Consider the following 19,259-nt stretch of genomic DNA (forward strand, 5'->3'; position numbering starts at 1 on the left):
CCGGTCCGAGGTCGACGACCTCGGACCCGGCCGAGGACCCGGACCTCAGATCAGACCGAGGTCGGTGACCGCCTGGCGCTCCTCGGCGAGCTCGGAGGTGGAGGCGTCGATCTTCCCGCGGGAGAAGTCGTCGATCTCCAAGCCCTGGACGATCTCCCAGTCGCCGTCCCGGGTGGTGACCGGGAAGGAGCTGATCAGGCCCTCCGGCACCCCGTAGGAGCCGTCGGAGCGGACCGCCATGGACACCCAGTCGCCGGCCGGCGAGCCGCGCAGCCAGTCCCGGGTGTGGTCGATGGTGGCGGAGGCGGCGGACGCCGCGGAGGACGAGCCACGGGCCTCGATGATCGCGGCACCCCGCTTGGCCACGGTCGGGATGAAGGTGTTCTCCAACCAGTCCTGGTCGTCCACCGCGGCGGCGGCGTTGCGGCCGGCGACCTCCGCGTGGAACAGGTCGGGGTACTGGGTGGCCGAGTGGTTGCCCCAGATGGTCATGTGGCTGACGTCGGTGACGGGGGCGCCGACCTTGGCGGCCAGCTGGGCGATCGCGCGGTTGTGGTCGAGCCGGGTGAGGGCGGTGAACCGCTCGGCCGGGATGTCCGGGGCGTTGCTCATCGCGATCAGCGCGTTGGTGTTGGCCGGGTTGCCGGTGACCGTGACCCGGACGTCCTCGGCCGCGTGCGCGTTCAGGGCCTTGCCCTGGGCGGTGAAGATCGCCCCGTTCGCCTCGAGCAGGTCGGCGCGCTCCATCCCCTTGGACCGCGGGCGGGCACCGACCAGCAGAGCCACGTTGACCCCGTCGAAGACGACGTTCGGGTCGTCACCGATCTCGATGCCGGCCAAAGCCGGGAAGGCGCAGTCGTCGAGCTCCATCACGACGCCCTCGAGGGCACCCAGCGCGGGAGTGATCTCCAGCAGCCGCAGCTCGATCGGGGTGTCCTTGCCGAACAGCTCGCCCGAGGCGAGACGGAAGAGCAGGCTGTAGCAGATCTGACCGGCCGCGCCGGTGACCGCGACCTTGACGGGGGTGTTCACGAGGGATGACCTTCCTTCGACAGCGGGCGGGGAGGCGTCGTCGCGTGGCTCCACGGGGGACCGGGGGCGTCGACGCCGCTGCCGCCGACGCTAGCATCACCGTCCTGCGCCGTCGTCGTCACTGCCGCGAGGCGCTAGCGTGGCCGTGACCGGCACCGGTCAGCGTGGTCGACCCGGCCCCTCGGTGCCCGCAGGAAGGAGACGCGCGGTGGCTCTCATCGACATGATCAGGTCGGTGCTGCGCGGTGGCCGGCACCGGCCGGCACCGGCAGCGGAACCGGCACCGTCACTGCCCGAGCAGGGACGGCCGACGGTCCGACAGGGATCGCGCCAGCAGGGATCGCGGACCCCCGCGTCCGAGGTCGAGGCGGCGACGCCCGTGCCGGCGGCGGGGGCACCTGGGCAGCGGCTGCGTCGGCATACCGTGCTCCCTGGACAGACCCTGGAGGAGGTCGCCCGGCAGCACGGGGTGAGCGCCGCCGGGGTGGCCGAGCTGAACGGCATCGAGCAGCCCGAGCTCATCTACCCCGGGCAGGTCTTCCGGGTCCCCGACGCCGAGGAGCCTCAGCCGGTCAACGGGTAGTCGGCCACCGTCCGCCACAGGCCGTCCCCGTCGTGGGCGTAGAGCCGGAAGCCGGTCGCCGGCCAGCCGCAGCTGAAGGCGGCGAGATCCAGGAAGGCGCGGTCCAGGACCGGCTCGGCCAGGCCGTGCGCCAGGGTCACGTGCGGGTGGTAGGGGAACTCGAGCTCGCGGACCACCGGGCCGGAGCGCACCGCCCGCTCCAGCCGTTCGCAGCCGGCCACCCCCTTCGCGACCTGGACGAAAACCACGTCCGAGACCGGGCGGAAGGTGCCGGTGCCGCGCAGCAGCACCTCGAACGGCGGGTGGCTCGCCGCCACCCGGGACAGGTGCCCGGTCAGCGCCTCGAGGACGCTCTCGGGGACCGGGGTGGGGGGCAGCAGCGTGATGTGGGTGGGGATGTGCTGGGCATGGTCCTCGCCGTACCCGGTCCGCAGCCGCTGCAGGTGGCCACCCCACGGTTCGGGGACGGGCAGCGCCACACCGACGACCACGTCGGTGCCCGGCTCACGCGTGGGCTGCGGTGTGCTCACCCGCTCCACCCTACTGCCGGCCCCCGCGCCGCACCGGGTCAGGCGACCGACCGGGCGGCCCCCCGGATGGCGTGCGTGTAGTGCTCGACCAGCTGGTCCACCAGCGCGGGCCAGGAGCGCTCCTCCACCCGGTGGCGGCCGGCCGCCCCCAGCCGAGCCCGCAGCGCGGCGGCGTCGGTGCCCTCGGACCCGACCAGCGGCAGCACCGCCTCCCGGAGCGCGCCCCGCCGTTGCGGGTCGAAGAGGTCGCCGGTGCGGCCGGGCTCGATCAGGTCCACCGGGCCGCCGCTGCGGGGCGCCACCACCGGCAGGCCGGTGGCCGAGGCCTCCTGCAGGGTCTGGCCGAAGGTCTCCCGGGTGCCGGTGTGCACGAAGACGTCGAAGGCGGCATAGGCGTGCGCGAGCTCCTGGCCCTCCTGCCGGCCCAGGAAGACGGCACCGGGGAGCTGGGCCTGGAGCATCTCCCGGCTCGGTCCCTCCCCGACCAGCACCAACCGGGTGCCGGGGATGCCGGCCAGCTCGGTGAGCCGGTGCAGCTCCTTCTCCGGTGCCAGCCGGCCCACGTAGCCGAGCAGGGTCTCGCCGCGAGGCGCGAGCCGGTCCCGCAGGGCGGTGGTGGCAGGCTCCCGGCGCCGGTCCGGGTGGAACAGGTCCGCGTCGACCCCGCGACCCCAGAGCGCGATCCGCGGCACCTGGTGCTCGGCCAGGTCCCGCAACGCCGAGGTGGAGGGCGCCAGCGTCAGGTCCGCCTGCTCGTGGATCCGGCGGATCCACCGCCAGGTGGCCCGCGCCGTGAGCTCGCCCGCGGGGCCGGCGTGCTGGCGGATGTAGGACGGCATGTCGGTCTGGTAGATCGCCACCGACGGGATCCCGAGCGCCCGCGCCGCGGTGAGCCCGCGCATCCCCAGCACGAAGGGCGAGGCGACGTGCATCACGTCCGGACGGAAGCGGTGCAGCACCGTCTCGATCTCGTAGGAGGGCAGCCCGACGCGGAACTGGCGCACCGGGACGCTGGTGACGGCGTGCACCGGGAAGCCCGCGTAGTGCTCCGGCGTCATCACCGGGCTCCAGGGGCTGGTACCCGGGGCGATGACCAGGGCCTCGTGGCCCTGGTCGCGCAGGCACTCCAGCACCTTGCAGACACTGGTCGTGACGCCGTTCAGCGCCGGGAGGAAGGACTCGGTGACGATCGCGACCCGCACGTGCTCGAGCCTGCCGGAGGTGGGGGTGTCCCCGGCGGCCTCCGGGGGTGTGTCCGATGACCGGCGGGTGAGCAGATGGTGTCCGATGCCGTCCCGCACCCGCCGTCGGCCGGCCCGCTCGGGGGCGTGCCGGGGAGTGGGGTGGGCGCTCACGTCAGGTCCTCCCGTCCCAGCCGCTGCAGCGCGGCCACCACCGAGCGCACGTCCTGACAGCGCCCGCGGGTGGTGACCAGCAGCGCGTCGGGGGTGTCGACGACCACGATGTCCTCGACGCCGAGGGTGACCACGGTCCGGCCGCTGTGGGCGGCGACGACCCCGGTGGAGTCCTCGGAGAGCACGTCGCCGGCGGGTCCGAGGACCCGCAGGCCGGGGTGATCCTCACTCTCTTCCAGCAGGGTGGCCAGCGAGGCGAAGTCGCCCACGTCGTCCCAGGGGAAGTGCGCGGGGACCACGCTGACCTGCCCGGCCCGGGCTGCCGGTTCGGCGACCGCGTGGTCGATGGCGATGTCGTCCAGCGAGGCCCACAGCTGCTCCAGCTGCCCGGGGTCGGCCGCGATGTCGCGCAGCACCCGGGTCATCTCCGGCCGCTGTGCGGCCAGCAGGTCCAGCAGGGTGGAGGCGCGCACCACGAAGATCCCCGCGTTCCACAGGTGGTCGCCCTCGGCCAGGTAGGCCTCCGCGCGCTCGCGGTCCGGCTTCTCGACGAAGGTCTCGACGTGGCGCACGTCCGGCGCCCCCTCCAGCGGCCGGTCCCGTCCGACCTTGACGTACCCGAAGCCGGTCGAGGGGTAGTCGGGGCGGACCCCGAGGGTGACGAGCGACCCGGCCCGGGCGGCCACCACCGCCTGCCGCACGCACTCGGCGAAGGCGGTCTCGTCACCGATGACGTGGTCCGCGGCGAACGACCCGAGGACGGCGTCCGGGTCACGGCGCTCCAGGAAGGCCGCCGCCAGGCCGATCGCCGGCATCGAGTCCCGCGGGCCCGGCTCCAGCAGCAGGTTCTCCGGGAGCAGCCCCGGCAGCTGCTCGCGCACCGCCGCGGCGTGCAGGGCGCCGGTGACCACCATCAGCCGGTCGCCCACCAGGGGCTCGAGCCGGTCCGCGGTCGACTGCAGCAGGGAGCGGCCGGTGCCGGTCAGGTCGTGCAGGAACTTCGGCATCGCCCGCCGCGAGAGCGGCCACAGCCGGGTGCCCACCCCGCCCGCCGGGATGACCGCTGTGAGGTCGGACAGTACGTCGCTCAGGTCGCTCGCCCGGGTCGTTCCGGGATCGCTGGGGGAGTCCACCGCGCCAGTCTAGGGTTGCCGGTATGCCCGCGCCCACAGCCTCGCCCGCCGCCCGCACCGCGAGACGGCTGGTGGGCTCGGCCGGGGGAGCGGCCTACCGGCGGCTCGCGCGCCCGGCACTCTGGAGGATGGACGCCGAGATCGCCCACCACGGCACGCTGGTCGCCGCCGACCTGCTCGGCCGCAGCCCGGTGACCCGGGCGCTCACGGCCGCCGCCGGGTATGCCGTGCCGCCGGGCGAGCCGGTCGAGCTGCTGGGGCTGCGCTTCGACCACCGGATCGGGCTGGCCGCCGGGATGGACAAGGACGGCCGGGCGGTGGCGACCTGGGGTGCGCTGGGGCTCGGGCACGTCGAGCTGGGCACGGTCACCGCCCGCCCGCAGCCGGGCAACCCCCGGCCCCGGATGCTGCGGCTGCCCGAGAGCGGTGCGGTGATCAACCGGATGGGCTTCAACAACGAGGGGGTGCACGCGCTGGCCGGGCGGCTGCGCGCCGCCCGTGCAGCGGGCCTGGTCCGGATCCCGGTCGGGGTGAGCATCGGCAAGAGCAAGGTGACGCCGGTGCCGGACGCGGTCGGGGACTACCTGGAGTCGGTGCAGGCGTTGGCGGGGTTGGCCGACTACCTGGCGGTCAACGTCTCCAGCCCGAACACCCCGGGGCTGCGCTCGCTCCAGGACGCCGGCCCGCTCGCCGAGCTGCTGGACGCCGTGGTGCGGGCGGCGGACGTCCCGGTGCTGGTCAAGCTGTCCCCGGACCTGACCGACCCCGCCCTCGAGGAGGCCGTCGGGGTGGCGGTCACCGCCGGGGTGGCCGGCATCATCGCCACCAACACCACGCTCGCCCGGGACGGGGTGGCTCGGCACGAGCGGGTGCGGGCGGAGGCCGAGGCGGGCGGCCTCTCCGGGGCCCCGCTGACCCTGCGTGCCCGGGAGGTGGTGCGCCGGGTGCGTGCGCTCACCGCCCTCCCGGTGATCGGCGTCGGTGGGGTGATGACCGGGCGGGACGCCGCCGCGCTCGTCGAGGCGGGCGCCGACCTGGTCCAGCTCTACACCGGTCTGGTCTACGCCGGCCCCGCCGTGGTCGCCGAGGCGGTGGACCGGACGCGTACCCTGGGGAGTCGCCCCTGACCCTCCTGGAGAAGCCGTTGAAGACCGACCCGCTGAGCCCGACCGCCCAGACCGCGACCCCTCCGACGAGCACGCTGCCCGAGGTGCTCCGGCGGGCGGAGAGCGAGGTCGAGGCCCGGGCGCAGGAGCTGCTGGGCTGGCGCCGGGACGTGCACGCGCACCCGGAGGTCTGCTGGCGCGAGCACCGGACCACCGAGCTGGTCGTCGCGGCCCTGACCGAGGCCGGTGCGCAGGTCCGCCGGATGCGGGGGACCGGTGCCGTCGTCGACATCGGCCACCCCGACCCGCGGGAGCGGGTCGCGCTGCGCGCGGACCTGGACGCGCTGCCGATCGAGGAGGAGACCGGGCTGCCGTTCGCCTCGCAGAACTCGGGCGCCTGCCATGCCTGCGGGCACGACGTGCACACCATCGGCCTGCTGGGCGCCGGGCTGGCCCTGCAGGCGCTGTCCGAGGAGCTGGTGGCCCGGGAGGCCGCCGTGCGCCTGGTCTTCCAGCCCGCCGAGGAGACCCACCCCGGTGGCGCGCTGACGATGATGGACCAGGGTGTGCTGGAGGGGGTGGACCGGATGCTGGCCGTGCACTGCGACCCCTCCATCGACGTGGGGACCGTGGGCCTGCGGGTCGGCCCGGTCACCGCCGCCGCCGACGAGGTGCACGTCACCATCACCGGGCGCGGGGGGCACACCTCCCGGCCGCACCTGACGCAGGACATCACGTATGCGCTCGCCAAGGTGGTCACCGACGTCCCCGCCGCACTCACCCGCCGGCTCGACCCGCGGGCCGCGGCGGTGCTCGTCTGGGGCGTGGTCCGGGCGGGCTCGGCCGCGAACGTCATCCCGGCGCGCGGGGAGGCCGTCGGCACCCTGCGGATGCTGGACGCCGAGCTGTGGGAGGTCGTCGAGCCGATCTTCACCGCCACCGTCGAGGCGGTCGTCGCCCCCTACGGCGTCCGGGCCACCGTGGAGTACACCAAGGGGGTCCCACCGGTCGACAACGAGAACACCTCCGTGGTGGCCTTCTCCAAGGCGGCGATGATGCTCCTGGGAGCGGGGTCGGTCCAGCCCACCCGCCAGTCCATGGGTGGTGAGGACATGGGGTGGTACCTGCAGGAGGTCCCCGGGGCGATGGCCCGGCTGGGGACGCGGACCCCGGGCGGGACGACCTACGAGCTGCACCAGGGTGACCTGGTGGTCGACGAGCGCTCCGTGCTGGTCGCGGCAAAGCTGCTGGCCGGGGCCGTGTTCACCGCGCTGGGCACCGACGCCCGGGCGTGACCCCCGGGGCCCGTGTGGCAGGTGGTGGCGCCGCAGGTCACGACTTCGTCACTCTTTGGCCGCGGGCCCGTCATCCGCGTGTTACCCGCCGGTCCGCAGGGTTACCATCGACGCGTCAACCCCCCCCAGGACAGAAGGAGAACCCCGTGCGTCGGGTCCTGAAGCTTGCCACCGCCGGTGCGGCCGCCACCCTCGTTCTCGCCGCATGCGGCGAGGCCCCCTCCGACAGCGACGACACCGGGACCGAGGCCGACGCCGGCAGCGGTGCCGAGGACGGTGAGGACACCGCCGCCGAGACCGGCTCCGGTGACGACGCCGCCGCCGACTTCCAGGCGTGCATGGTCTCCGACTCCGGCGGGTTCGACGACCAGTCGTTCAACCAGTCCGGCAAGGAGGGGCTGGACGCCGCGGCCGAGGCCCTCGGCATCGAGACCACCGAGGTCGAGTCCCAGGCGGACACCGACTACTCCACGAACGTCGGCAACCTGGTCTCCCAGGGCTGCTCCATCACCATCGGCGTCGGCTTCCTCCTCGAGGACGCCGTCCAGGCGGCGGCCGAGGAGAACCCGGACACCAACTTCGCACTCATCGACTCCGCGTTCAGCGACGCCGAGTTCAACCCGGTCGAGCTCGACAATGCCAAGCCGATCCTCTTCAACACGGCTGAGGCCAGCTTCCTGGGCGGCTACGTGGCGGCCGGGATGAGCGAGTCCGGCACGGTGGCCACCTTCGGCGGCCAGCAGATCCCGTCGGTCTCCATCTTCATGGACGGTTTCGCGGACGGCGTGGACCAGTACAACGAGGACAACGGCACCGACGTCCAGCTCCTCGGCTGGGACAAGGAGGCGCAGGACGGCTCCTTCTCCGGTGACTTCGAGAACCAGAGCCAGGGTCAGACCCTGACCGAGCAGTTCATCTCCCAGGGCGCCGACGTCATCATGCCGGTGGCCGGCCCGGTGGGTCTGGGCGCCGCGGCCGCCGCGTCCGAGGCCGACGGCGTGCGCATCATCTGGGTCGACTCCGACGGCTTCCTGACCGCTTCCGAGTACTCCGACATCATGCTGACCTCGGTCATCAAGCAGATCGGCCCGGCGGTGGAGACCACCATCACCGAGACCGTCGATGGTGGCTTCACCAACGAGCCCTACGTCGGCACCCTGGAGAACGACGGTGTCGGCCTGGCCGAGTTCCACGACTACGCCGACGAGGTCGAGGGCACCATGGTGACCGGCCCCGACGGCGAGGAGATGAGCCTGGACGCCGCGGTGGCCATGCTCGAGGAGCAGATCATCTCCGGTGACCTGGTCGTCGAGTCGGAGAACTCGCCCCAGCAGTGACCTCGGGCGGTGGGTCGGTGTGCCGCCCCGCTGCCGGTAGCGGCCCGGCCCCTGCGGCCGGGCCGCTACGCTGTCCCCCCGCCGTCGGCGTCGACGGTCCCCCTCCGATGAATCTCCCGTGAGGTACGCATGACGCAGGAGCCCCGATGAAGCTCGAGCTGCAGGGCATCACCAAGGTCTTCGGCACCCTGGTGGCCAACGACCACATCGACCTGGTCGTCGAGCCCGGCGAGATCCACGCCCTCCTCGGTGAGAACGGCGCGGGCAAGTCGACGTTGATGAACGTCCTCTACGGTCTCTACGACCCGGACGACGGGCAGATCCTGCTGGACGGCACCCCGGCCCGGTTCAAGGGGCCCGGGGACGCCGTGGACGCCGGGATCGGGATGGTGCACCAGCACTTCATGCTGGTGCCCGTGTTCACGGTCGCCGAGTCGGTGGCCCTCGGCTACGAGCCCGCCGGCCCGGCCGGCGTGCTCCGCCTGGACGAGGCCCGGCGCCGGGTCGTCGAGCTCTCCGACCGGTTCGGCTTCCACGTCGACCCGGACGCCCTGATCGAGGACCTCCCGGTCGGGGTGCAGCAGCGGGTGGAGATCATCAAGGCGCTGTCCCGGGACGCGAAGGTGCTCATCCTGGACGAGCCGACCGCGGTGCTTACCCCGCAGGAGACCGACGAGCTCATCGGCATCATGCGCGAGCTCAAGGACGCCGGGACCTCCATCGTGTTCATCACCCACAAGCTGCGCGAGGTGCGGGCGATCGCCGACCGGATCACCGTCATCCGGCGGGGCAAGGTCGTCGGCGAGGCGAGCCCCGGCTCCACCGAGACCGAGCTGGCCTCGCTGATGGTCGGCCGCTCGGTCAGCCTCACCGTGGACAAGGGTGCCGCCACCCCGGGGGAGGCCGCCTTCGAGGTCGCCGGGCTCACCGTCAGCACCCGCGCCGGGACGGTGCTGGTCGACGACGTCTCGTTCAGCGTGCGGTCCGGGGAGATCCTCTGCGTCGCGGGCGTGCAGGGCAACGGCCAGACCGAGCTGGCCGAGGTGATCCTGGGCATCGAGGAGGCGGACGCCGGCTCGATCAGGCTGCAGGGGGAGGAGATCCTGGGCACCAGCGTGAAGTCCCGGCTCCGGTCCGGCATCGGCTTCGTCCCCGAGGACCGGTCCACCGACGGGGTGGTCCCCAGCTTCAGCATCGCCGAGAACCTGGTGCTCGACCTCTACGACACCGCCCCCTTCGCCCGGGGCATCTCGATGAGCCCCCGCCGCATCGGTACGCACGCGGAGGAGCGCACCCGCGAGTTCGACGTCCGACTGACCTCCGTGCAGGACCCGATCTCGACGTTGTCCGGCGGCAACGCCCAGAAGGTCGTGCTGGCCCGCGAGATGTCCCGCCCGCTGCGGCTGCTGGTCGCCTCGCAGCCCACCCGGGGCCTGGACGTCGGCTCCATCGAGTTCGTCCACCAGCGGGTGATCGCCGAGCGGGACAAGGGCACCCCGGTGATCATCGTCTCCACCGAGCTGGACGAGGTGCTCGGCCTCGCCGACCGGATCGCCGTGATGTACCGCGGCCGGGTCGTCGGCATCGTCGACGCGGTCGGTGAGGACGGCACCCCGGTCAGCCGGGACGTGCTGGGCCTGATGATGGCCGGCATCCCCCTGGAGGACGCCCAGGCCCAGGCCGCCGCGCACCGCTCGGTGCTGGGCAGTGCCGACCTGGAGAGCACCGACCGGGCCGACGGCATACCGGGCGGGCGGCAGGACGCGCACCCCGACCCCGCACCGACGACGACCCCCGAGGAGCAGTCGTGAGCGACGAGACGCGACCCGGACCCGGCCAGCGCGACGAGCAGGCCGACGAGGCCGGGCCGGCCACCGGACCGAACCCGGGGGAGACCGGGACCGTCAGCGGTCCCTCCCTGCGCGAGCAGGAGCGTCCCACGGTGCTCCACCAGATCCTGTCCGGCAGCGCCCTGATGTCGGTGCTGGCGGTGGTGGTGGCCCTGCTGATCGGCGGACTGCTCATCGCCTTCGCCGACCAGGACACCCGGGAGGCGGCGACCTACTTCTTCGCCCAGCCCGGGGCCACCCTGAGCGCCGGGTGGACGGCGATGACCGATGCCTACATCGCGCTGTTCCGCGGGTCGGTGTTCGACTGGCAGGCCGCCAGCCTGGCGGGGATGGTCAAGCCGCTGACCGAGTCCATGGTCTTCGCGACCCCGCTGATCCTGGCCGGCCTGGGCATCGCCATCGGCTTCCGCGCCGGGCTGTTCAACATCGGTGCCCAGGGGCAGATCATCGTCGGCGCCATCGCCGCCGCCTGGCTGGGCTTCGCCTTCGACCTCCCCCCGGTCGTCCACCTGCTGGTGGCGATCCTCGGCGGCGTCATCGGCGGGGCCGTCTGGGGAGGCATCCCCGGCGCGCTGAAGGCCCGCTTCGGCGCCAACGAGGTGATCGTCACGATCATGCTCAACTACATCGCCGTCTACCTGATCAGCTACGTGCTGAAGCAGCCGAGCTTCAACCCCGGACGCACCGGGCAGCGGAGCCCCGCGGTGGCCGAGCAGGCCACCTACCCGCTGCTGGTGCCGCAGTGGCTGTGGCCGGAGAACGGCTTCCGGCTCCACTGGGGCTTCGTGGTCGCCATCCTCGCGACGCTCCTGGTGTGGTGGCTGATGGAGCGGTCCACGGTCGGCTTCCAGATCCGCGCCGTCGGCGCCAACCCGGCGGCCGCCCGGACGGCGGGGATGTCGGTGGGGCTGGTCACCTTCATCACCATGGTGATCGCGGGGGCGCTCTCCGGTCTGGCCGCCACCGGCCAGGTGCTCGGGACCGAGGGGTCGCTGACCGCCGGGGTCGCCGCCACCTTCGGGTTCGACGCCATCACCGTGGCGCTGCTGGGACGGTCCCGACCCTGGGGCACGTTCTTCGCGGGGCTGCTCTTCGGCGCGCTGAAGGCGGGCGGGTTCCTGATGCAGTCGCTGACCGCCACCCCGATCGACATCGTGCTGGTGGTGCAGTCGCTCATCGTGCTGCTCATCGCGGCACCGCCGCTGGTCCGGGCCATCTTCCGGCTGCCCGACCCGGACCGGCCCCGGCGCCGGCCCGCCCGCGCCGCGACCACGGAGGTGAACGCATGAGCACCACGACCGAGCACACGCCGCCGGCGACCCCCTCCGACGACGTCGCGGTGACCCGCACCCGTCCCAAGGTGAGCCTCAAGGCCCCCGTCGTGTATGCCCTCGCCGCCCTGGTCACGCTGCTGGCCTGGGTGCTGGAGACCCCGGCGGACGTGAGCACCACCTTCCAGTTCGGCACCGGCTCGGACCTGGTGCGGATCCCGGACATCGCGGCGCCCGCCCGGATCACGCTGCTGGTGATGCTGGCCGTGATGCTGGGTGCGCTGGCGTTCGCCGTGGTCCGCTACCGGGCGCACCGCCAGCTGCCGGCCGTGCTGCACGTGGTGGTGGGCATCGCGTTCGTGCTGTCCTTCCTCACCTACGTCGGGGCCGGGCGCAGCACCGTCATCCCGATCGTCTCGCTGCTCGCCGGGGCGCTGGCGCTGTCGGTGCCGCTGGTCTTCGGCGCGATGTCCGGGGTGATCTGCGAGCGCTCGGGCATCATCAACATCGCGATCGAGGGCCAGCTGCTGATCGGTGCCTTCGCGGCGGCGGTGGTGGCCTCCGCGGCAGGCTCCGGCTACGTGGGGCTGGTCGCCGCACCGATCGCCGGCGGTCTCGTCGGTGCCGTGCTGGCGTGGTTCGCGGTGGCATACCGGGTCAACCAGATCATCGTGGGCGTGGTGCTGAACACGCTGATCATCGGGCTGACGGGCTTCCTCTTCTCGACCCTGCTGTCGGACAACAAGGCGCTGTGGAACACCCGGATGCCGCTGCCGCGGATCCGGATCCCGCTGCTCTCCGAGATCCCGGTCGTCGGCCCCGTGCTGTTCAACCAGACGGTCCTCGTCTACCTGATGTACGCGCTGGTCGTCGTCCTGCACGTGATGCTCTTCCGCAGCCGGTGGGGCCTGCGCACCCGGGCCGTCGGGGAGCACCCGAAGGCCGCGGACACGGTCGGGATCAAGGTCAACACCCGGCGCGTGTGGAACACCATCCTCGGTGGCGCGGTCGCCGGCCTGGGCGGTGCCTTCTTCACCGTCGGCACCGGCCTGGCCTTCGGCCGGGAGATGTCCGCCGGGCAGGGCTACATCGCCCTGGCCGCGATGATCCTGGGCCGCTGGAACCCCTGGGGCGCGGTGCTGGCGGCCCTGCTCTTCGGCTTCTCCAAGAACCTCGGCAACGTGCTGTCCTCGATCGGCAGCGACGTGCCCTCGGAGCTGCTGCTGATGCTGCCCTACGTCATCACCATCTTCGCCGTCGCCGGCTTCGTCGGTCGGGTACGCCCGCCGGCCGCCGAGGGCGTGCCCTACACCAAGAGCTGAGGAGAGCCATGGACCGGCACGAGGTCGACTGGGAGCCGCTGCGCGAGGCCGCGGTACGGATGACCGAGCGGGCGTACGCGCCCTACTCCGGCTACCCGGTCGGGGTGGCGGGGCTGGTCGACGACGGCCGGGTGGTCGCCGGCTGCAACGTCGAGAACGCCGGCTACGGGGTCACCCTGTGCGCGGAGTGCGGCATGGTCTCCGACCTGGTCGCCGGCGGCGGTGGGCGGCTGCGCGCGGTCTGGTGCGTGGACGGCCGCGGGGCGACCATCATGCCCTGCGGGCGCTGCCGGCAGCTGCTCTGGGAGCATGGCGGGCCCGAGTGCCTCCTGCAGACCCCCGAGGGCGTGCTGACGATGCGCGAGGTGCTGCCGCAGGCCTTCGGCCCGCAGGACCTCTACCGGACCTGAGGCCGTCAGTCGCCGGCGGTGTCCTGCTCCGGCGGGGGGCCCGCCGGCTCCTGCGCGAGCAGGCTGGTGCGGGGCAGGCCGGCCTGCAGCGCCAGCCGGCCCGCCTCGGCGCTGCGGGCGATGTAGAGCGCACGGCCACCCACCGGGGTGATGCGCTCCTGCAGGGTCTTCACGGTGCCGGCGTCGACCACCACACGACCCTGCTCCGGCGGCAGGAAGGTGTCCTCGCCGAAGGTGCCGGCGCGGTCGTTGCGGGCCACCCGGCGCACGTCCATCGGACGCTGCCCCATCGCTTCGGCCAGCAGCCGCAGCGTCCCGGCGCCCTGGCCGGTCGGCTGGCCACCGTCCACCGGCACCGAGAAGCGCACCTCGTCCTGCGCCTCGGTGACCTCCTGCAGCACCCACCGGGCCTGGCGCTCGCGGGTCATCACGGCATACGTCAGCGCGGGTCGCTCCTCGTCGAGCAGGGCCTCCGCGGCCACCACCAGGGCGGCCGGGTCGAGCCCGACGGCCATCGCGGTGGCCGCGTCCAGGGTGACCTGGATGCGGGGCGTGGAGACGGTGGCCACGACGCGCCCGTGCCGGACCGCGATGATGGTGGGGTGCATCGGCTGGGGCGTGGACGCCCCGGTCCTGGCACGACGCAGCAGATCGGTCACCGGAGGAGCGACGAGGGACATGATGTCAGCGATGAGCACGGGGCACAGGATGTCACACCGACGGCTCGCCACCGGGTCGGCACGGACCACAGGGCCGGGCCGATGAAGGGCGTGCCGTGGTGGGGCTGGGTGCTGATCGGCATCTTCGTCCTCAACGTGCTCGGGGACGGGACGAGCTCCTTCCTGCCGCTGGTGGTCATCGCGATGATCACCGTCGCCATCGTCGGGCAGCGCCGGCGGACAGGCGGACGCGGGCAGGAGGCCGCCCCGGGCTCCCGGGTGGGGCCGGCGGCAGGCCGGACGGGTCCGCTGGACGGACCGCAGCCACCGCCGCCGCAGGGTGACGTGCAGCCCGGGCCGCAGCCGCCCCCGCTGCCGCGCATCGACGTCCCCGCCTACCCGGGCGCGGCCGCCGGCGCGCCCCCTGCCTCCACGTCCCGGACCGGGACCGGCGCCGTCGGCCCGGGCGACCCTGTCGTCTCGCTGGCTCAGCTGCACCTGGCCCGGCTGGGGCGTGAGCTGGACGCGGCCGGACGGGCCGGCTCGGGCGCCGACGTCGGCCGCCTGCTGGAGGAGACCGGTGACCTGGCGGCACGGATGGTGACCATGCTGTCCGGGGCGCAGGGGCTGCCGGGCAGCGGGCGCCAGGAGTTCGAGTCCGGGCTGCGCCGGCTGCAGGGTGAGGTCGCCGCCGCCCGGGCCGAGCAGGCGCTAGGCCCCCGGCTCGCCCGGGTGGTGCGGACCTGCACCTCGATGGGTCAGACTGGGCGCCATGAGTGAGCCCTTCGACACCGTCGACATCATCCGGACCAAGCGTGACCGCGGCGAGCTGAGCAGTGCCGAGATCGCCTGGGTGATCGACGCCTACACCCGGGAGGCGGTCGCCGACGAGCAGATGTCGGCGCTGGCGATGGCGATCCTGCTCAACGGCATGGACCGCCGGGAGATCGGCGACTGGACCGCGGCGATGATCGCCTCGGGCGAGCGCATGGACTTCTCGGGGCTGTCCCGGCCGACCGCCGACAAGCACTCCACCGGTGGGGTCGGGGACAAGATCACGCTGCCGCTGGCGCCGCTGGTCGCCGCCTGCGGGGTGGCCGTCCCGCAGCTGTCCGGGAGGGGCCTGGGGCACACCGGCGGCACCCTCGACAAGCTGGAGGCGATCCCGGGCTGGCAGGCCTCGCTCAGCAACGAGGCGATGCTGCAGCAGCTGGAGGAGGTGGGTGCCGTGATCTGCGCCGCCGGCTCCGGGCTCGCGCCCGCGGACAAGCGGCTGTACGCCCTGCGCGACGTCACCGGGACGGTGGAGGCCATCCCGCTGATCGCCTCCTCGATCATGAGCAAGAAGATCGCCGAGGGCACCGGCGTGCTGGTGCTGGACGTCAAGGTCGGCTCCGGGGCGTTCATGAAGACGCAGGAGGACGCCCGCGAGCTCGCCGAGACCATGGTCGCCCTGGGCCAGGACGCCGGGGTGCACACGGTCGCGCTGCTCACCGACATGTCCACCCCGCTCGGTCTCACCGCCGGCAACGGCCTGGAGGTGCGCGAGTCGGTGGAGGTGCTGGCCGGCGGCGGCCCGCAGGACGTGGTCGACCTCACGGTGGCGCTGGCCCGGGAGATGATCGAGGGCGCGGGCGTCACCGACGTGGACCCCGCCGAGGCGCTGCGGGACGGACGCGCGATGGACGTGTGGCGGCGGATGATCCAGGCTCAGGGAGGCGACCCGGACGCCCCGATGCCGACGGCCCGGGAGACCCAGCAGGTCACCGCCGACACCGACGGCGTCCTCACCCGGCTGGACGCGCTCGCGGTCGGCGTCGCCGCCTGGCGCCTCGGCGCCGGACGGGCCCGCAAGGAGGACCCGGTGCAGGCCGCCGCCGGGGTGGAGCTGCACGCCAAGCCCGGGGACCGGGTGCGCGCCGGGCAGCCGCTGATGACGCTGCACACCGACGAGCCGGGACGTTTCGAGCGGGCCGGCGCGGCGCTCGAGGGCTGCTGGGACGTGGACGGGTCCGGCGACGCAGGGCATACCCGGCCCGAGATCGTCATCGACCGGGTCTCCTGAGCCGCGTCCCCCTGCGGAGTGCGGTCACCCTGTCGGGACCTCCATCGCCCTACAGGGTGATGGAGGTCCCCGCAGGGTGACCGCGGTCGGTCAGTAGGCCGCGTCGCTCGAGCTCGGCTCGGACCCGGTGGCGCCGGCCTCCGGCACCACCAGGGTCCCCGCCTCGTCCCGCTCCCGGGCACCGGCCAGCAGCGCCGCGGTCGAGGACGTCCCGATCCGGGTCACGCCCTCGGCCACCATCGCCAGCAGGGTGTCGATGTCGCGGACCCCGCCGGAGGCCTTCACCTGCACGGTGCCGGAGACCGCGGCCCGCATCAGCCGGACGTCGGGCAGGGTGGCGCCCCCACCGGCGAAGCCGGTGGAGGTCTTCACGAAGTCGACACCGGCCTCCTCGCCGGCCCGGCAGCCCGCCTCCTTCTGGGCGTCGTCCAGCAGGGCGGTCTCGAGGATCACCTTCACCAGGACGCCGGCCGCGTGACCGACGTCCACCACGGCCGCGATGTCCTGCTTCACCGCCTCGAGGTCGCCGCCGCGCAGCCGACCGATGTTGAGCACCATGTCGAGCTCGGTCGCGCCGTCGGCCAGCGCCTGCCGCGCCTCGGCGACCTTGGCCGCGGTGGAGGTGGTGCCGTGCGGGAAACCGATCACGGTGCAGACCCGGGTCCGGTGGCCGTCGACGGCGGCCAGCGCCAGCCGCACGTCACCGGGCCGGACGCAGACCGACCAGATCTCCTCCCGGGCCAGCTCGGCGCAGGCGGACTCCACCTCGGCCGGGGTGAGCTCGGGCTTGAGCAGGGCGTGGTCGATGAGGTCGGCGACGTCCTGGACGGTGAGGGTGGTGCCGGGGGCGATGGTGTGCGTCATACCCACCAGAATAGGATCACCGCATGCTGACGATGTTGCAGCCGGTCCGGGTGCCCGGGACCGGGGACAAGCTGATCCAGGAGCTGGCGGGGGTGGCCAGCACCGGTCAGGACGGGGTCTCGGTCGCCCGGATGACCGCCCCGGCCGGCTGGGACGAGCCGGGGCAGCGCCCCGAGTTCGACGAGATCACCTACGTGCTGGCCGGGGAGCTGGTGGTCGAGCACGAGGGTGGCCGGCTGTCGCTGGGCGCGGGGGAGTGCGTGCTGGCCCGGGCGGGGGAGTGGGTCCGCTACGCGGCCGGACCGGGCGGGGCGGAGTACCTCGCCGTCTGCGCGCCGGCGTTCACCCCGGAGCGGGCGCACCGCGATGACTGAGAGGCTGACCGAGGACCGGATCCGCGCCCTGCCCAAGGTGCTGCTGCACGACCACCTGGACGGGGGCCTGCGCCCAGCCACCGTGCTGGAGCTGGCCCGGGAGCAGGGGTATGCCGCGCTGCCCGCGGACGACGTCGAGTCCCTCTCCCGGTGGTTCTCGGAGTCCGCCGACAGCGGCTCCCTGGTGCGCTACCTGGAGACCTTCGAGCACACGGTCGGGGTGATGCAGGTGGCTCCCGCGTTGACCCGGGTGGCCCGCGAGTGCGTGCTCGACCTCGCCGCCGACGGCGTGGTGCACGCCGAGATCCGGTATGCCCCCGAGCAGCACCTGCAGGGCGGCCTCACCCTGGACGAGGTGGTCGAGGCGGTCGACGCGGGCCTGCGCGAGGGTGAGGAGCTGGTCGCCTCCGGCCAGGCGCCGGCGCCCGCCGGGCCGATCCGGGCCCTGGCCATGCTGACCGCGATGCGGCACGCCGCCCGCAGCACCGAGATCGCCGAGCTGGCGGTGCGGCACCGGGACAGCGTGTGCGGCTTCGACATCGCCGGCGCCGAGGACGGTTTCCCGCCGACCCGCCACCTGGCCGCCTTCGAGCTGCTGCGGCAGGCGAACGCGCACTTCACCGTGCACGCCGGGGAGGCCTTCGGGCTGGCCAGCATCTGGGAGGCCATCCAGTGGTGCGGTGCCGAGCGGCTGGGGCACGGCATCCGGATCATCGACGACATCCGGCTCGAGGGCCGACCGGTCACCGAGGACCTGCCGACCGCGATCCGGCGCGCGGCGCAGGAGCCGGGGGCGTTCGAGCTGGGGGAGCTGGCGGCCTACGTCCGCGACCGGCGTATCCCGCTCGAGCTGTGCCCGAGCAGCAACGTGCAGACCGGTGCGGCCCCCTCCATCGAGGAGCACGCGATCCGGCTGCTGGGCTCGTTGCGCTTCCGGATCACCCTCAACACCGACAACCGGCTGATGAGCGCCACCTCGATGACCCGGGAGGCGCAGCTGCTGGTGGAGCGGGCCGGGTGGGAGCAGGCGGACCTGCGCCGCTGCAGCGTCAACGCGATGAAGTCGGCCTTCCTGCCCTTCGACGAGCGCCTGGACGTCATCGAGCGGGTGCTCAAGCCCGCCTACGACGGCTGAGCCTGCGACGGCGGCCGGGTCGACCCGTCGGTGCGCGTCCTCAGCGGGCCTCGGGCAGCACCCGGGCCCGCAGCGCGTCGGCGCGGTCCAGCCGCTGCTCGTCCCGCCGGCGACGCTGCGCCAGCACCGTCGCCATCACCTCTTCCGGGTGCGCCCCGGCCGGTGGTGCGGGAGCCACGTGGGCCAGCAGGGCGGTGTGCAGCTCGGTGCCGGTGCGGACCCGCGCGGCGGGGGTGAGGCTGGTGGCGCGCGCCAGGAACTGCCGGGTCGCGACGACCAGCGCGTCCGGCAGCACCCCGATGTCGGCCGTCTCCGCCCAGCCCTCCAGCGCGGGGCTGGCCTGCGGCGGCTCGGCCAGCCGCAGCCGCACCCGGTCCCGGACGACGTAGGTCCCGGCCAGCAGGTCGCCGAGGCGTTTGGCCCGTTCGTTGGTCATCGCCACCAGCAGGGCGAGCCCGCCGAAGGTCATCCACAGCTCCAGGGTCCCGGCGAGGGCCCGGATCACCGCGTGCCGCAGCCCGATCGGCCCGGTGTCGTCGCGGACGGTGCGCAGGCCCATCACCATCTTGCCGACGGTGCGACCGCGGGTCAGGGTCTCGAGGGTGATCGGCAGGCCCGCCATCACCATCGCCAGCACCAGCACGGTGAAGGCCTGGGTGAGCGCGGCATCCAGCCCGAACAGGTCGTAAGGGAGCAGGTAGACCAGCAGCAGCACCCCGCCCAGCACCAGCACCAGGTCGATCAGCCCGGAGACCATCCGGATCGGCACCTGCGCGGCCGGCAGCTCGACCTCGACGGCCTCGCTGGTCACGAAGCGCTCGGTCTCGAAGATGCCCCGGGTCGCCATGGTGGGACTGTAGCCGTCAGCAGGTCCGGGGTGCCGCGGGGAGGTCCGGGGTGCTGCCGGTCCTGCGCGCCGTGGCCACGGGCATACCGCC

The 19,259-nt window shown here is 73.6% G+C and carries 19 protein-coding genes; 12 read left to right on the forward strand and 7 right to left on the reverse strand.

Going from position 1 to position 19,259, the window contains the following annotated elements; genetic code table 11:
* Positions 1-45 precede the first annotated feature (45 nt).
* Positions 46-1,032 carry a malate dehydrogenase gene (locus tag ACI3EY_RS12540; RefSeq protein ID WP_405038287.1) on the reverse strand — a complete coding sequence of 329 codons (987 nt, stop codon included), beginning with the start codon at positions 1,030-1,032 and terminating at the stop codon, positions 46-48.
* A gap of 208 nt (positions 1,033-1,240) precedes the next feature.
* On the opposite strand from ACI3EY_RS12540, the gene ACI3EY_RS12545 reads away from it, so the two are divergent.
* On the forward strand, positions 1,241-1,615 hold the full coding sequence (locus ACI3EY_RS12545) for a LysM peptidoglycan-binding domain-containing protein (RefSeq protein ID WP_405040591.1): 375 nt from the start codon (positions 1,241-1,243) through the stop codon (positions 1,613-1,615).
* Here the strand turns inward: ACI3EY_RS12545 and ACI3EY_RS12550 are convergent.
* From ACI3EY_RS12550 to ACI3EY_RS12560, 3 genes are all read right to left on the reverse strand, one after another.
* Entirely contained in the window at positions 1,597-2,145 is a 549-nt protein-coding gene (locus ACI3EY_RS12550) for a 2'-5' RNA ligase family protein (protein WP_405038285.1), read from the reverse strand. The genes ACI3EY_RS12545 and ACI3EY_RS12550 overlap by 19 nt on opposite strands.
* A gap of 38 nt (positions 2,146-2,183) precedes the next feature.
* Positions 2,184-3,347 carry a glycosyltransferase family 4 protein gene (locus tag ACI3EY_RS12555; RefSeq protein ID WP_405038348.1) on the reverse strand — a complete coding sequence of 388 codons (1,164 nt, stop codon included), beginning with the start codon at positions 3,345-3,347 and terminating at the stop codon, positions 2,184-2,186.
* Positions 3,348-3,496: 149 nt separating this feature from the next.
* Complete coding sequence (locus tag ACI3EY_RS12560; RefSeq protein WP_405040592.1) at positions 3,497-4,633, reverse strand: mannose-1-phosphate guanylyltransferase; 1,137 nt, start codon at positions 4,631-4,633, stop codon at positions 3,497-3,499.
* Positions 4,634-4,656: 23 nt separating this feature from the next.
* Here ACI3EY_RS12560 and ACI3EY_RS12565 point away from each other — a divergent pair, with 23 nt between their 5' ends.
* The 7 genes from ACI3EY_RS12565 (at position 4,657) to ACI3EY_RS12595 (ending at position 13,224) form a co-directional block, all read left to right on the forward strand.
* Positions 4,657-5,760, forward strand: coding sequence for a quinone-dependent dihydroorotate dehydrogenase (locus ACI3EY_RS12565; RefSeq protein ID WP_405040593.1), 1,104 nt, complete (start codon positions 4,657-4,659; stop codon positions 5,758-5,760).
* A gap of 17 nt (positions 5,761-5,777) precedes the next feature.
* The gene (locus tag ACI3EY_RS12570) at positions 5,778-7,034 is read left to right on the forward strand and encodes an amidohydrolase (protein WP_405040594.1); all 1,257 of its coding nucleotides are present in this window, start codon (positions 5,778-5,780) and stop codon (positions 7,032-7,034) included.
* Between the two features lie 146 nt (positions 7,035-7,180).
* Positions 7,181-8,371 (forward strand): BMP family lipoprotein, encoded by a 1,191-nt coding sequence (locus tag ACI3EY_RS12575; RefSeq protein WP_405038281.1) that lies wholly within the window; start codon positions 7,181-7,183, stop codon positions 8,369-8,371.
* Between the two features lie 146 nt (positions 8,372-8,517).
* Positions 8,518-10,182 carry an ABC transporter ATP-binding protein gene (locus ACI3EY_RS12580; protein ID WP_405038275.1) on the forward strand — a complete coding sequence of 555 codons (1,665 nt, stop codon included), beginning with the start codon at positions 8,518-8,520 and terminating at the stop codon, positions 10,180-10,182.
* A complete protein-coding gene (locus ACI3EY_RS12585) occupies positions 10,179-11,510 on the forward strand; it encodes an ABC transporter permease (RefSeq protein WP_405040595.1) in 1,332 nt (443 codons plus the stop codon). Before ACI3EY_RS12580 ends, ACI3EY_RS12585 begins: the two co-directional genes overlap by 4 nt.
* Positions 11,507-12,814: an ABC transporter permease gene (locus ACI3EY_RS12590; RefSeq protein WP_405038273.1), complete on the forward strand. Its 1,308-nt coding sequence runs from the start codon at positions 11,507-11,509 to the stop codon at positions 12,812-12,814. The genes ACI3EY_RS12585 and ACI3EY_RS12590 overlap by 4 nt, the downstream gene beginning before the upstream one ends.
* Positions 12,815-12,822: 8 nt before the next feature.
* Positions 12,823-13,224 (forward strand): cytidine deaminase, encoded by a 402-nt coding sequence (locus tag ACI3EY_RS12595; RefSeq protein ID WP_405040596.1) that lies wholly within the window; start codon positions 12,823-12,825, stop codon positions 13,222-13,224.
* Between the two features lie 5 nt (positions 13,225-13,229).
* Here ACI3EY_RS12595 and ACI3EY_RS12600 read toward each other — a convergent pair whose 3' ends face one another.
* Positions 13,230-13,922, reverse strand: a complete 693-nt coding sequence (locus ACI3EY_RS12600) for a hypothetical protein (RefSeq protein WP_405038271.1) — start codon at positions 13,920-13,922, stop codon at positions 13,230-13,232.
* A 63-nt stretch (positions 13,923-13,985) separates the two neighbouring features.
* On the opposite strand from ACI3EY_RS12600, the gene ACI3EY_RS12605 reads away from it, so the two are divergent.
* Together ACI3EY_RS12605 and ACI3EY_RS12610 are read left to right on the forward strand one after the other, a co-directional pair.
* Positions 13,986-14,663 carry a hypothetical protein gene (locus tag ACI3EY_RS12605; protein WP_405040597.1) on the forward strand — a complete coding sequence of 226 codons (678 nt, stop codon included), beginning with the start codon at positions 13,986-13,988 and terminating at the stop codon, positions 14,661-14,663.
* Complete coding sequence (locus ACI3EY_RS12610) at positions 14,656-15,948, forward strand: thymidine phosphorylase (RefSeq protein ID WP_405040598.1); 1,293 nt, start codon at positions 14,656-14,658, stop codon at positions 15,946-15,948. Before ACI3EY_RS12605 ends, ACI3EY_RS12610 begins: the two co-directional genes overlap by 8 nt.
* A 90-nt stretch (positions 15,949-16,038) precedes the next feature.
* Here ACI3EY_RS12610 and deoC read toward each other — a convergent pair whose 3' ends face one another.
* Complete coding sequence (gene deoC, locus ACI3EY_RS12615; protein ID WP_405038268.1) at positions 16,039-16,812, reverse strand: deoxyribose-phosphate aldolase; 774 nt, start codon at positions 16,810-16,812, stop codon at positions 16,039-16,041.
* 23 nt (positions 16,813-16,835) lie between these two features.
* Between deoC and ACI3EY_RS12620 the strand changes: the two genes are divergently transcribed.
* Complete coding sequence (locus ACI3EY_RS12620) at positions 16,836-17,186, forward strand: cupin domain-containing protein (protein WP_405038267.1); 351 nt, start codon at positions 16,836-16,838, stop codon at positions 17,184-17,186.
* Entirely contained in the window at positions 17,179-18,321 is a 1,143-nt protein-coding gene (locus ACI3EY_RS12625; protein WP_405040599.1) for an adenosine deaminase, read from the forward strand. Before ACI3EY_RS12620 ends, ACI3EY_RS12625 begins: the two co-directional genes overlap by 8 nt.
* Before the next feature lie 40 nt (positions 18,322-18,361).
* On the opposite strand, the gene ACI3EY_RS12630 is transcribed toward ACI3EY_RS12625, so the two are convergent.
* On the reverse strand, positions 18,362-19,168 hold the full coding sequence (locus tag ACI3EY_RS12630; protein ID WP_405040600.1) for an RDD family protein: 807 nt from the start codon (positions 19,166-19,168) through the stop codon (positions 18,362-18,364).
* Positions 19,169-19,259: the final 91 nt, after the last annotated feature.

Source organism: Serinicoccus shuyuelongi (assembly GCF_045032955.1).
Classification (GTDB): Bacteria; Actinomycetota; Actinomycetes; order Actinomycetales; family Dermatophilaceae; genus Ornithinicoccus.